The following is a 12036-nucleotide window of genomic DNA, read 5'->3' as shown; positions in this document are numbered from 1 at the left end:
CAGAGCCAGGGAAAACCGCCGTTTGCGGGCCCAATGCTTAACTGACTGGCATTAGCCTTTAGCCGGGTTTTTTATTATTAATCAGTCATTTACTGATTGGCTGGAGAGCTCACCCCCACCAGTACCGCACCATATGAAAGAACACCGGGGCGGCGAAGCAGACCGAGTCGAGGCGATCGAGCATGCCGCCGTGCCCTTCGATCATATGGCCCCAATCCTTCACGCCGCGGTCGCGCTTGATCGCCGACATCACCAGGCCGCCGGCGAAGCCGAGCAGGCACACCAGCAAGGCGAACAGGCCGGCCTGCCAGAAGGCGAACGGGGTGATCCAGTACAGCGAGGCGCCGATCAGGGTCGCCAGTGCCACGCCACCGAAGAAGCCTTCCACGGTCTTCGACGGGGACAGGTTGGGGGCGATCTTGCGTTTGCCTGCAAGCTTGCCGCAGACGTACTGGAGCACGTCGGAGATCTGCACGACGATCACCAGCCAGGCGATCAGCAGCAGGTTGCGGCCCTCGTAGCCGGCGATGTCCAGGGTCAGCAGAGCCGGTACGCTGGAGATGCAGTACACGGCGATCATCAGCCCCCACTGCACCTTGGACGTCCGTTCGAGGAAGCGTGTGGTGTCGCCACCGAGGGAGGACAGAATCGGCAGCAGCAGGAACAGGTAGACCGGGATGAAGATGGCGAACAGGCCGTACCAGCCGATGCCGATCAGCAGGTACTGCATCGGCAGCGCGAAGTAGAACGCGGCGACCAGTGCCGGGTAGTCGCTGCGCCGGGTCGGGGTCAGGGTCATGAACTCGCGCAGGGCATAGAACGACACGAAGTAGAACAGCACCACCACGCCGATATAGCCGAACAGAAAGGCGAAGCCGATCACCAGCACCATCGCCCACCAGGCATTGATGCGTGCGTTGAGGTTGTCGATGACCGGGTGCGGGCCAGGGCCGGCGCGCAGTTTCAGCAACCAGCCGATCAGGCTGGCCAGCAGCAGGATGCCGCCAATGCCGGCGAACAACAGCAAGGTATTGCGATCCATCTCAAACCTCCTCGGGAGCCAGGGCCAGCAGGGCGTCGCGGGCGCGTTCCAGGAAGGCCTCTTTGCCCTCCTCCTCGCCCATGCCCAGCGGCGCGCCGAAATTCAGGGTGCACAGCAACGGTAACGGCAAGGCTCGGCCCTTGGGCATCACCCGGTTGAGGTTGGCGATCCACACCGGGATCACCTCGACGTCCGGCCGCGTCTTGGCCAGGTGGTAAAGGCCGCTCTTGAACGGCAGCAAGCCCTCCTCCAGGTTGCGGGTGCCTTCGGGAAAGACGATCAGCGAGTCGCCCTGTTCCAGGGCATCGAGCATCGCCTGCAGGGGATTGCTGCTCGGATCGCTGCGTTGGCGGTCGACCAGCACGCCATTGAATACGCGCTGGATCAGGAAGCTGCGCAGGGTGCCCTTCATCCAGTAATCCGAGCCAGCTACCGGACGGGTGCGTTTGCGCAGTTCGGCGGGGAGCGACGCCCAGAGCAGCACGAAGTCGCCGTGGCTGCTGTGGTTGGCGTAGTAGATGCGCTGCACCGGTTGCGCGGTGCTGCCTAGCCAGAGGGCACGGGCACCGGTGAGCAAGCGCGCACCGGAGGTAATGAGAAAGGCGACCAGGGAAGCAAGCATGGACAGTTCCTTATCCGAATCGAATGTGTGAAAGCCAGGGCATCAGCACGATAGCCGCCAGGGCGATGAGCAGTTGCAGACCGAGCCACAGGGTCTGCAGACGCAGCAGGCGCAACGCGCCCTGGCTGCGTTGTTCCCAGGAGCGTGAGCCTTGATTGGCCTTATGGCCGATCAGGAGCAATGCCTGGTCGAGTTCGGCTGTGCGCCTGTCGAGCTGTTCAGGTGCCGCGGCCAGGCTGGCGAATAGCTCGGCATCCAGTGCCACGCGCAGGGCGTAGTACTTTTGCAGCAGGCCGCAGATCAGCAGCGCGACGCAAACAGCGCCTCCGGTCGTGAGCGCCATGAAGCCGAGCAAAGGCCCCAGGCCGATGATCAGAGCCAGCAGGCTCAAGCCGCTGGATAGGCGGTCGAGGGACTTGCCGCGCCTTAACAGGCCGGCGACCAGTTGTAGCTGCATTTCACTGGCCATGCAGAGCGACTCCCTGAGTGGATGCGGGTTGCGCCAGAACGCCCTCCAGCACCTCTAAATGGGCGTTTCCCAGTACAACCCGGGGGCGAGCCTGGCGAAGCAGCGAAACGGCCTCTGCGACGCTCCTGCAGCGGCCGCTGTGCAGCAGCCAGGCTGCGATGGCGGTGGCACTGCGTGAATAGCCCAGTGCGCAGCAGACCAGTACCGCCCCGTGCTGGCGAAGATCTTCGATAGCCACGGCGGCCTGCAGGCAATGCGCGGTGCTGGGTGCGACCAGATCGAGGCTGGCCAGCTCACGGTAGACCTTTCCTTCCACGCGGCAGGGCAACTCGGCACACAGGTCGGCAATTGCCGCGAAGGCCTGCCCTTCTCCACGTGCAGGAATGCGGCCGAGCCAGACGCCGTCGGCTACTTCATCGGGCAGCGGATGATTGCGCGTCCAGGCCCGGGAATTGATCCAGGCGGCAGCCAGATAGGGCGCCAACAGCCAGTTGCTGGCGGCGCTCAGGCGGCCATCGGCGCGCTTCTGAAAGCCCTGGGCGTCGAACAACGCGTAATTCAGCGCCACCATCAGCAGCGACAATGCCGGCCACAGCAACCACAGGGCGAAGCCGCCGAAGTGGATCGCCAGCGCACTGCACAGAGCCGCGCCGAAGCCGTAACGCAAAGCCAGCCGCCAGCGCTGTGGGTCGCGCGCCAGACGCCAGGCGAACAACGGGCTGCGCCCTTCGCTGGGCCACAACCACAGGCAGAAGAAGCCGGCGAGCATACCGGTCGGCACGTCGATGAAATGATGCTGCCAGGTGGTCAGTACCGAAAGTCCGATCAGGAAGAACCAGACGTGCAATACCACCCTCCACAGTCCGGCCGCGTAATGCGCGAAGCAGGCCCACAGCACAACCAACAGCGTGATATGCAGTGAAGGCGCCTGGTTGAAGGGTTTGTCGAAGCCCATCAGCACATCGAACATCAGCCCGAACAGACCATCCAGAGCCGGGCGGTCGAAGGTGAACCGCAGTGGCCAGAGCAGGAAGCAGGCGATGCAGATCACTTGTGCCGTGACCAGGCGCAGGCCGTGACGATCCATCTCGCCACGGGTGGCGGGCAACAGGAAGGACAGGCCGTAGAGCAGGTCGATCGACCAATAGGGAATGATTGTCCAGGGCCACAGCGGAATCTGCTGCTCCCAGGCGAACACCAGGCTACCGACGTCATCGCGCTGGCCGGTGAACCAGTTGGCGAAGCCGTAGGTGCCGAAGAACAGTGGCGCGAGTAGCAACAGCCAGAGTACGCCGCGCTTCCATAACCCGGTTTCCCGGATGACCGCGGCGGGCGTCATCAGGACACCCGCTGGGCCAGGGACACGCTGAAAATGCCCCACTCATCGATGCGCTGGGTCAGCTTGCGAAAGCCGGCAGCCTCCACCAACTGATCCATTTCCGCCTGGCTGCGACGACGCATCACCCAGGCCTGGCCGTCGCGGTGGCTGGTCAGCGCACGGGCGATCAGCTCCAGCTGCGGGTGCCAGGGCTGGCCGGTGTAAATCAGGTAACCGCCCTCTTCCACGGCAGCCGCCAGACCGGCCAGGGAATCGCCGACCATGGCGTTGCTGCCAAACAGCTCGTAGAGGCCGGAGACCACTGCCAGGGTCGGCTTGGGATCCAGCGCCGCCAGATCAGCCCTGTCGAAGGCATCGCCCTTGACGAAGCGGGCGATGCTGCCCAGGCCCTTCTGTTCGATCAGCGCCGCTCCATCGCGCACATTGATGTCGCTGTAATCGCGTAGCAGGATCGAGTCGGGTTTCTCGCTGCCCTGCTCCAGCGCTTCGAGGATGTAGCGGCCGTGACCGGCGGCGATATCGACGATGCGCACTTCGCGGCTCTGCTCACGCAATTTGCTCATGGCTAGGCGCAGCAGTTCCTCTGCGTGCACCTTGCGCTGGCGAATACCACGCCAGCCGATGGAATCGAGGTAGTTGCGGTCGATCAGTCGGCCCAGCGGCGAGGTGCCGGTCGGGGTGTTGCGGTACACGTAATCCAGGGTACTGCCGGAATCGAAGCCGGTATCGAAGCCCAGCTTCACACCTGCGGCCAGTCCGCTGCCGAGCTTCAGTCCGGCGCGGGTGGCGCGCCAATAGATATCCCGTGGCGAGTTCTTCGGCAGTGGCGCGGCCAGCTCCTCGGCCTCGGCGCAGCTCCAGCCGAGGCGGTCGGCATCGAGCAGGGGCTGGCGTTGCAGTGGCTCTTCGAAGACCTTCAGCACGAAGCGACGAATGCGCGTCAGGGCATGGGCGCGGTCGCGCTCACCCAAGGTGTCGTGGAAGAACCCTGGCAGGATGTGCTGTTCTTTGTGTGGGCTGCTCAGGCGCTTGAAGAACTGCTCCTGGGGTTTGCGGTGCACCACGAAATCGCTGCCGGAGATCAGCAACTGGGTAGGAATCTGGATGGCCTGGGCGTCAGCGACGACACGCTCGGCGGCGTCGTACAAACCCAGCAGCATGTTCACCGAGATCGGTCGGCTGATCAGCGGATCCTGTTCGAAAGAAGCGATGCGCTGCGGGTCGTGGCTGAGGTACTTGGCCTTCACGTAGCTGTTGACGAAGAAGTTGCCGCGCCAGGTGCGCATCAGCTTCAGCCCCGAACGAGCGAAGGGTACGTACAGTTTGACCTTGAAGGCTGGCGAGGCGAGCACCAGGGCGCGGATCTTCGGAGCGTAGTCGTGGGCCCAGGTGGAGATGATCACCGCACCGACACTTTGTGCCAGCACCACCATGTCTTCGCTGGCGATGCCGTGGGTGGCGGCGATGTGATCGATAAAGGTCTGCACGTCGCGCACGCTGGTGGCGAAGCTTGGGCTGTCGCCCCGTTCGCCCGGTGATTCACCGTGGCCGCGGGCGTCCCAGGCGAAGAAGTCGAAGCCTTGCAGGCCCAGCTCTTTGACCAGGTGGGCCATGCGCCCGCCGTGCTCGTGGCCGCGGTGGAACATGACGATGGCGCGGCGTGGTTCGTTCGGTTGCGTATCGGCAGCGGGCCAGTGACGGTAGAACAGGCTGACGCCGTCGTGAGTCGTGAAGGTGTTCGAGCGGGCTTCTGTCATCGGAGCGTCCCTATTCCACGTTGGAGGAAGCCGCTTGCGCCAGACCCTGGCGTACGCGGTTGAACAGCGTATACAGCAACAGCGCGGCAATTACCGCGAGAACCGGGTCGATCCAGGTCAGCGGCAGCAAGCCACTGGCCACACCGGCGCCGAGCACGCCAAAACAGAAGGCGCGGTCGCTTTTGCCCATCGGGCCGTCGTAGCGGCGTGAGGCGCCAACCATCGGCCCCATCACCCCAGCGTATTCGCTGATCAGTGCGCCAATCACCAGCAGCACCACCAATACCGGGGAAACCTCGGGCAGCAGCGCGAAGGGTAGAAACAACGCGGCATCGGCGATCACGTCGCAGAGTTCGTTGAGGTAGGCGCCGAGCGTGGATTGCTGGCCGAATTCCCGGGCGAGCATGCCGTCCACCGCATTGAGTGCCATGCGCAGCAGCATCCACAGCGGAATCAGCGCGAACAGCCAGAGGTGGTCGGGGAAGACGGCGAGAAGCAGGCCGATCAGCACCGACACGATGGCGGCGCCCAGGGTGACCTGATTGGCGGTCACGCCACGATCGAAGAGACGCTGCACCAGCGGGCGCAGCAGATCCTGGAAGCGGGGTTTGAGCTGGTAAATCGAAAGCATCGTACGAACTCCGTTTCGTCATGGTTCTCTGTCGGTCGTCAGCTTAGCCGGTTGAATACCCGCTAAGCGATACGCCGACGTGAACGCTGTCATGTTGCTGCTGAAAACTTATTCCCAATTTATCTACATTTTAGGTACCGATAAAAATCCATGATTATCAGTAGCTTGAAGCGTGAAATTCACTTTAAAAATAAAGTTCTCAACAGGTTATCCACAGATCGTCTCTGCTCAGGCGAGATCGTTGGCTGTCTCCACCGCCTTGCTCTGTGGATCGAGCGCGCCAATCTCGCACTGCGCCTGGCTGACCCATGCGAAGGCACGGTCGTTGAGGTTGGCGATCGCCCGTGGTCCTTCGCCTTCGGCAAACAACGGCGGGCCGAATACCACCTGCACGGTACCGGGTTTCTTGCCCCAGCCTTCCTTCGGCCAGAACTGCCCGGCGTTGTGCGCGACCGGTAGCACCGGCAGCTTGCTGTTCACTGCCAGCGCCGTACCACCGCGTGAAAACTTGCCGATCTGACCGTCGGGAATGCGTGTGCCTTCCGGGAAAACCAGTACCCAGGCACCCTGCTCCAGGCGGGTGCGACCCTGGCTGGCGAGCTGCTTGAGCGCCGCCTTGGGGTTGCTGCGGTCGATGGCGATAGGCTTGAGCATGGCCATCGCCCAGCCGAAGAACGGCACGTACAGCAACTCGCGTTTGACCACCTGGCTCAGCGGCTCGAAGTAGGCGCAGAGGAAGAAGGTTTCCCAGGTGCTCTGGTGTTTGGCGAGAATCACGCAGGGCTGATCGGGGATGTTTTCCTGACCTTTGATCTCGTAGCGAATGCCAGCGACCACCTTGGCCAGCCACACGGCGCAGCGGCACCAGTTCTGCACCACGAAACGATAACGTGCGCGGAATGGCAGGAAGGGGGCGACGAACATACTGATGATGCACCAGATGCACGAGCTGGAAGACAGCAACAGATAGAAGAGGAAGGTTCTGAAGAACTGCACTGTCGACATGTGAGCAATTACCGTGGCAGGCCTGGCCTGCGCTATCAAGTGAGAAGCTGTGCAGCAACCGCTGCCAGATCATCGAATACCAGAGTACCCGCTGGCAATGCTTTGGCCAGGGTGCGTTGACCCTTGCCGGTTTTCACCAGTACAGGCTGACAATCGACGGCTCGCGCCGTTTCCAGGTCACTGCTGCTGTCGCCGACGAACCAGACTCCGCTCAGTGGTACGCCGTAGTGCTCGGAGATCTGTCGCAGCATGCCAGGTTTCGGTTTGCGGCAATCGCAGCCGTCATCCGGGCCATGTGGGCATTGCACGATCAGGCCAACTTCGCCGCCCTGTTCCGCCACCAGCTCGCGCAGGCGTGCGTGCATGGCTTCCAGTACGGTCAGCGGGTAGTAACCGCGGGCGATGCCGGACTGGTTGGTGGCCACGGCCACCGTCCAGCCCGCCTTGCTCAGGCGAGCGATAGCCTCGATGGAGCCCGCTATCGGGATCCATTCGTCGAGGCTTTTGATATAGGCGTCGGAGTCGTGATTGATGACACCGTCGCGGTCGAGAATGATCAGTTTCATAGCTCCAAGCTCCAAGCTCCAAGCCTCAAGCTGCAAGCCAAGCCGCTACTTGCAGCTTGTGGCATGCAGCTTGCGGTTGCTCTAGCCCAGCACCGAAATGTCGGCGACACCCAGGAACAGCCCGCGCAGGCGAGCCAGCAGGGCGTAACGGTTGGCACGTACCTTGGGGTCTTCGGCGTTGACCAGCACCGCTTCGAAGAAGCTGTCCACCGGCTTGCGCAGCGAGGCCAGTTGCGCCAGTGCTTCGCGATACTGACGCGCCTGGGCCAGCGGTTGCACAGCGTTGTCGGCTTGCTGGATAGCGGCGTTCAGGGTGAATTCGGCCGGGGTATCGAAGTAGTGTGCCTCGATGCTCGTGGCGATCTGGCCATCGGCCTTGCTCAGCAGGTTGGACACACGCTTGTTGGCGGCAGCCAGGGCTTCGGCTTCCGGCAGCTTGCGGAAGGCCTGCACGGCCTGTACGCGCTGATCGAAATCCAGCGGCGACAGCGGGTTCACCGCACGTACGGCTTGGTACACGGAGACGTCTATGCCTTCGTCTTCGTAACGCGCACGCAGGCGGTCGAAGATGAAGTCGAGCACCTGTGGTGCCAGGCCAGCGGCTTTGACCTTGCTGCCGAACTGGCGGATGGCGAAGTCGACGGTCGCGCCCAGATCCAGATCCAGCCCCTTCTCGATGAGAATACGCAGCACACCCAGGGCCGCGCGACGCAGGGCGTAGGGATCCTTGCTGCCGGTGGGCAGCATGCCGATACCGAAGATACCGACCAGGGTGTCCAGCTTGTCGGCCAGAGCCACGGCGGCACCGGTCAGGGTGGCGGGCAGTTCGGCACCGGCGCCACGCGGCATGTACTGCTCGTTCAGCGCCAGGGCGACGTCTTCCGGCTCGCCGTCGTGCAGGGCGTAGTAGTAACCGGCGATGCCTTGCATTTCCGGGAACTCGCCAACCATCTCGCTGGCCAGATCGCACTTGCTCAACAGGCCGGCGCGCGCGCCGCGCTTGGCGTCGCCGCCAATGCGCTCGGCAATGAAGCCGGCCAGGGCCGACACGCGCTGGGCCTTGTCGTAGACGGTGCCGAGCTGAGCCTGGAATACCACGTTGGCGAGGCGCTGGTTGAAGCTTTCCAGCTTCTGCTTCTTGTCCTGCTTGAAGAAGAACTCGGCGTCGGTGAGGCGCGGGCGCACCACCTTCTCGTTACCGGAAACGATCTGCGCCGGATCCTTGCTCTCGACGTTGGCCACGGTGATGAAGCGCGGCAGCAGCTTGCCGTTGGCGTCCAGCAGGCAGAAATACTTCTGGTTGTCCTGCATGGTGGTGATCAGGGCTTCCTGGGGCACTTCCAGGAAGCGCTCCTCGAAGGAGCAGACCAGCGGCACCGGCCATTCGACCAGCGCGCTGACTTCCTCGAGCAGGGCGGGTGGGACGATGGCCGTACCCTGTTGTTCGGCGGCGAGCTGGTCGACGCGCTTGGCGATCAGTTCACGACGCTCGTTGGCATCGGCGATCACATAGGCGGCACGCAGTTCCTGGGCGTACATGGCCGGCGCCGAGATGCGAACCTCATGGTTGGCGTGGAAGCGATGTCCGCGGGAGGCGCGGCCAGCCTTCTGGGCGAGGATTTCGCAATCGATCACCTGGTCGCCGAACAGCATCACCAGCCACTGGCTGGGACGGACGAATTCGGTCTTGCGCGCGCCCCAGCGCATGCGCTTGGGAATCGGCAACTCGTTCAGCGAGTTTTCCACGATGCCCGGCAGCAGGCCGGCGGCGTTCTGTCCGGGAATGTGCTGGCTGAATTTCAGCTTCGGCCCGCTGCGGTCGATCTCTGCGAGGTCGACGCCGCATTTCTTGGCGAAGCCCAGAGCCGCTTGGGTCGGGTTGCCATCGGCGTCGAAGGCGGCCTGCAGGGGCGGGCCGTCGAGGTTGAGGGTGCGATCCGGCTGCTGGGTGGCGAGCTGTTCGACCAGCACCGCCAGGCGGCGCGGCGCGGCATACATGCGTGCGCTGTTGTAGCTCAGGCCAGCGGCCTTGAGGCCTTTTTCAACGCCGGCAAGAAAGGCATCGCCGAGGGTTTTCAGGGCTTTGGGTGGCAGCTCTTCGGTGCCCAGTTCAACGAGAAAGTCGAGTGCACTCATTCTGCTGCCTCCAGCTTGGCCAGTACTTCATCACGCAGATCGGGGGCGGCGAGCGGGAAGCCCAGGCGGCGCCGGGCCTGCAGATAACTCTGCGCCACGGCGCGAGCCAGGGTGCGCACGCGCAGGATGTACTGCTGGCGCGCGGTTACCGAAATGGCGCGGCGGGCGTCGAGCAGGTTGAAGGTATGGGAAGCCTTGAGCACCATCTCGTAGGTCGGCAGCGGCAGTTCCAGCTCGATCAGGCGATTGGCTTCGCTCTCGTAGAAATCGAACAGCTCGAACAGCTTCTCGACGTTGGCGTGCTCGAAGTTGTAGGTCGACTGCTCCACTTCGTTCTGGTGGAACACGTCGCCGTAGGTCACCTTGCCGAACTGGCCGTCCGTCCACACCAGGTCGTAGACCGAGTCGACGCCCTGCAGGTACATGGCCAGGCGCTCGAGACCATAGGTGATCTCACCGGTGACCGGGTAGCACTCGATGCCACCGACCTGCTGGAAGTAGGTAAACTGGGTGACTTCCATGCCGTTGAGCCAGATTTCCCAACCCAGACCCCAGGCGCCGAGGGTCGGCGATTCCCAGTTGTCTTCGACGAAGCGGATATCGTGCACCAGCGGGTCGATGCCGATGGCCTTCAACGAACCCAGGTACAACTCCTGGAAGTTCTCCGGGTTCGGCTTGAGCACCACCTGGAACTGGTAGTAGTGCTGCAGACGGTTGGGGTTCTCACCATAGCGGCCGTCGGCCGGGCGGCGCGAAGGCTGCACGTAGGCGGCGTTCCAGGTTTCCGGGCCGATGGCGCGCAGGAAGGTGGCGGTGTGGAAGGTACCGGCGCCCACTTCCATATCGTAGGGTTGCAGTACCACACAGCCTTGCTCGGCCCAGTATTGTTGCAGGGCGAGGATCAAGTCCTGGAAGGTGCGCACGGCAGGCGTTGTCTGGCTCACGAAAAATTCACCTGTTGGGGCTGCGACAGAAAGCCGGGGAGTATACCCGAAGCTGTGCGCAAGCCGCATGCCACGCCGTCTTGAAGCGCTGACCGGATGGTGGCCTATATCGACCGCGAGTCGTGAGCCGCGGGAGCGCCAACCACCTGTAGGAGCCCCGACTCGGGGCGAAGCTTCTGTGGGTCTCCGCGATACCGCATCATGGCCGCCATTCGCCGCGGGGGCGCAGCTCCTACAAAACCCCGATCCGCGGTTATAGTTCGTCTCCTCGCCCATCGCCGAGCCGACCGCCATGCCCCGCTGTTTCTGGTGTAACGACGACCCGCTGTATCAGACCTATCACGATGAAGAATGGGGCGTGCCGTCGCGCGACCCGCAGCACCTGTTCGAGATGCTGCTGCTCGAAGGCGCCCAGGCCGGGCTGTCGTGGATCACCGTGCTGAGGAAGCGCGAGCGCTATCGCCAGGTGTTGTTCGGTTTCGATGCCGAGCGTTTGGCTGCGATGAGCGACGAGTACATCGAGAGCCTGATGCAGGATCCCGGCATCATCCGCAATCGCCTCAAGCTGCAGGCTGCGCGCAAGAACGCACAGGCCTGGTTGCGCCTGGACGATCCGGTGGCGCTGCTCTGGTCGTTCGTCGGTGGCAAGCCGAAGGTCAACCATTTCGACGGCCGCGGCGATGTGCCGGCGGTCACTCCCGAAGCCGAGGCCATGAGCAAGGCGCTGAAAAAGGCCGGCTTCACCTTCGTCGGTCCGACCATCTGCTATGCCTTCATGCAGGCCACCGGCATGGTCATGGATCACACCCGCGATTGTGATCGCTACGCTGTACTGCAGCAGGAGGTACGCCCTTGAGCACGACCATCGACACCCTGGAACAATTGCAGGCGCTGTATGGCCAGGCCCATGAGCGTTCGCTGCGCAAGGAAATTCCCTACCTCAGCGAGCCCTATCAGGCGCTGGTCGCTGCTTCGCCCTTCGTGGTGCTGGGCACCCATGGCCCGGACGGCCTGGACTGCTCGCCCCGTGGCGATGCGCCGGGCTTCGTTCGCGTGCTCGACGAACGCACCCTGCTATTGCCGGATCGTCCGGGTAACAACCGCATCGACAGCCTGCGCAATATCATCCACGACCCGCACGTGGCGCTGCTGTTCCTGATTCCGGGCGTCGGCGAGAGCTTCCGCGTCAACGGCCGCGCCAGCATCTCCCTGGAGCCGGAGCTGCTGGAGCTGTGCATGGCGCAGGGCAAGCTGCCGCGCAGCGTGCTGCGCATCAGTGTGGATACCTGCTACTTCCAGTGCTCCAAGGCGGCGGTGCGCTCCGGCCTGTGGGATGCCGGGCGGCATGTCGAACGCTCCAGCCTGCCGTCGGCAGGCGACATCCTAAAGGTGGTCATGGATCCGCAGTTCGACGTGCAGGCCTATGAACGCGAGCTGCAGGAACGTCTGAAAACCATGCTCTACTGAACGTCTCCTCGTTTCTGCGCGTGTATGTAACAGTCACGCTGGCCTGAGACGGTTACAA

General features: G+C 63.3%; 12 protein-coding genes. 2 read left to right on the top strand and 10 right to left on the bottom strand.

Annotation, left to right across the window (positions count from 1 at the left end):
* Positions 1-109: 109 nt before the first annotated feature.
* From DNK06_RS07315 to glyQ, 10 genes are all read right to left on the bottom strand, one after another.
* Positions 110-1042, bottom strand: a complete 933-nt coding sequence (locus DNK06_RS07315; protein ID WP_131179377.1) for a phosphatidate cytidylyltransferase — start codon at positions 1040-1042, stop codon at positions 110-112.
* Position 1043: 1 nt separating this feature from the next.
* A complete protein-coding gene (locus DNK06_RS07310) occupies positions 1044-1664 on the bottom strand; it encodes a lysophospholipid acyltransferase family protein (RefSeq protein ID WP_131179376.1) in 621 nt (206 codons plus the stop codon).
* A gap of 10 nt (positions 1665-1674) precedes the next feature.
* The gene (locus DNK06_RS07305) at positions 1675-2133 is read right to left on the bottom strand and encodes a hypothetical protein (RefSeq protein ID WP_131179375.1); all 459 of its coding nucleotides are present in this window, start codon (positions 2131-2133) and stop codon (positions 1675-1677) included.
* Positions 2123-3472 carry a phosphatase PAP2/dual specificity phosphatase family protein gene (locus tag DNK06_RS07300; protein ID WP_131179374.1) on the bottom strand — a complete coding sequence of 450 codons (1350 nt, stop codon included), beginning with the start codon at positions 3470-3472 and terminating at the stop codon, positions 2123-2125. The genes DNK06_RS07305 and DNK06_RS07300 overlap by 11 nt, the downstream gene beginning before the upstream one ends.
* On the bottom strand, positions 3472-5229 hold the full coding sequence (locus DNK06_RS07295) for a bifunctional alpha/beta hydrolase/class I SAM-dependent methyltransferase (RefSeq protein ID WP_131179373.1): 1758 nt from the start codon (positions 5227-5229) through the stop codon (positions 3472-3474). Before DNK06_RS07295 ends, DNK06_RS07300 begins: the two co-directional genes overlap by 1 nt.
* A gap of 10 nt (positions 5230-5239) precedes the next feature.
* On the bottom strand, positions 5240-5860 hold the full coding sequence (locus DNK06_RS07290; RefSeq protein ID WP_131179372.1) for a CDP-alcohol phosphatidyltransferase family protein: 621 nt from the start codon (positions 5858-5860) through the stop codon (positions 5240-5242).
* 228 nt (positions 5861-6088) lie between these two features.
* A complete protein-coding gene (locus DNK06_RS07285; RefSeq protein ID WP_131179371.1) occupies positions 6089-6865 on the bottom strand; it encodes a lysophospholipid acyltransferase family protein in 777 nt (258 codons plus the stop codon).
* 35 nt (positions 6866-6900) lie between these two features.
* On the bottom strand, positions 6901-7431 hold the full coding sequence (gene gmhB, locus DNK06_RS07280) for a D-glycero-beta-D-manno-heptose 1,7-bisphosphate 7-phosphatase (protein ID WP_131179370.1): 531 nt from the start codon (positions 7429-7431) through the stop codon (positions 6901-6903).
* 81 nt (positions 7432-7512) lie between these two features.
* On the bottom strand, positions 7513-9567 hold the full coding sequence (glyS, locus tag DNK06_RS07275) for a glycine--tRNA ligase subunit beta (RefSeq protein WP_131179369.1): 2055 nt from the start codon (positions 9565-9567) through the stop codon (positions 7513-7515).
* Complete coding sequence (glyQ, locus tag DNK06_RS07270; RefSeq protein ID WP_131179368.1) at positions 9564-10511, bottom strand: glycine--tRNA ligase subunit alpha; 948 nt, start codon at positions 10509-10511, stop codon at positions 9564-9566. Before glyQ ends, glyS begins: the two co-directional genes overlap by 4 nt.
* A 292-nt stretch (positions 10512-10803) precedes the next feature.
* On the opposite strand from glyQ, the gene DNK06_RS07265 reads away from it, so the two are divergent.
* Both DNK06_RS07265 and DNK06_RS07260 read left to right on the top strand, forming a co-directional pair.
* Entirely contained in the window at positions 10804-11367 is a 564-nt protein-coding gene (locus DNK06_RS07265; protein ID WP_131179367.1) for a DNA-3-methyladenine glycosylase I, read from the top strand.
* A complete protein-coding gene (locus DNK06_RS07260) occupies positions 11364-11978 on the top strand; it encodes a pyridoxamine 5'-phosphate oxidase family protein (RefSeq protein ID WP_131179366.1) in 615 nt (204 codons plus the stop codon). The genes DNK06_RS07265 and DNK06_RS07260 overlap by 4 nt, the downstream gene beginning before the upstream one ends.
* Positions 11979-12036 lie beyond the last annotated feature (58 nt).

The organism is Phytopseudomonas daroniae (assembly GCF_004327285.1).
Classification (GTDB): Bacteria; Pseudomonadota; Gammaproteobacteria; order Pseudomonadales; family Pseudomonadaceae; genus Aquipseudomonas; species Aquipseudomonas daroniae.
The sequence above is the reverse complement of the archived record's forward strand: the minus strand, read 5'-3'. Positions and strand labels throughout refer to the sequence as shown.

Coding starts and splice junctions, on each gene's coding strand:
- DNK06_RS07315 (WP_131179377.1), bottom strand. CDS start 1,042: ATGGATCGCAATACCTTGCTGTTGTTCGCCGGCATTGGCGGCATCCTG.
- DNK06_RS07290 (WP_131179372.1), bottom strand. CDS start 5,860: ATGCTTTCGATTTACCAGCTCAAACCCCGCTTCCAGGATCTGCTGCGC.
- DNK06_RS07265 (WP_131179367.1), top strand. CDS start 10,804: ATGCCCCGCTGTTTCTGGTGTAACGACGACCCGCTGTATCAGACCTAT.
- DNK06_RS07310 (WP_131179376.1), bottom strand. CDS start 1,664: ATGCTTGCTTCCCTGGTCGCCTTTCTCATTACCTCCGGTGCGCGCTTG.
- DNK06_RS07305 (WP_131179375.1), bottom strand. CDS start 2,133: ATGGCCAGTGAAATGCAGCTACAACTGGTCGCCGGCCTGTTAAGGCGC.
- DNK06_RS07300 (WP_131179374.1), bottom strand. CDS start 3,472: ATGACGCCCGCCGCGGTCATCCGGGAAACCGGGTTATGGAAGCGCGGC.
- gmhB (WP_131179370.1), bottom strand. CDS start 7,431: ATGAAACTGATCATTCTCGACCGCGACGGTGTCATCAATCACGACTCC.
- glyS (WP_131179369.1), bottom strand. CDS start 9,567: ATGAGTGCACTCGACTTTCTCGTTGAACTGGGCACCGAAGAGCTGCCA.
- DNK06_RS07295 (WP_131179373.1), bottom strand. CDS start 5,229: ATGACAGAAGCCCGCTCGAACACCTTCACGACTCACGACGGCGTCAGC.
- DNK06_RS07285 (WP_131179371.1), bottom strand. CDS start 6,865: ATGTCGACAGTGCAGTTCTTCAGAACCTTCCTCTTCTATCTGTTGCTG.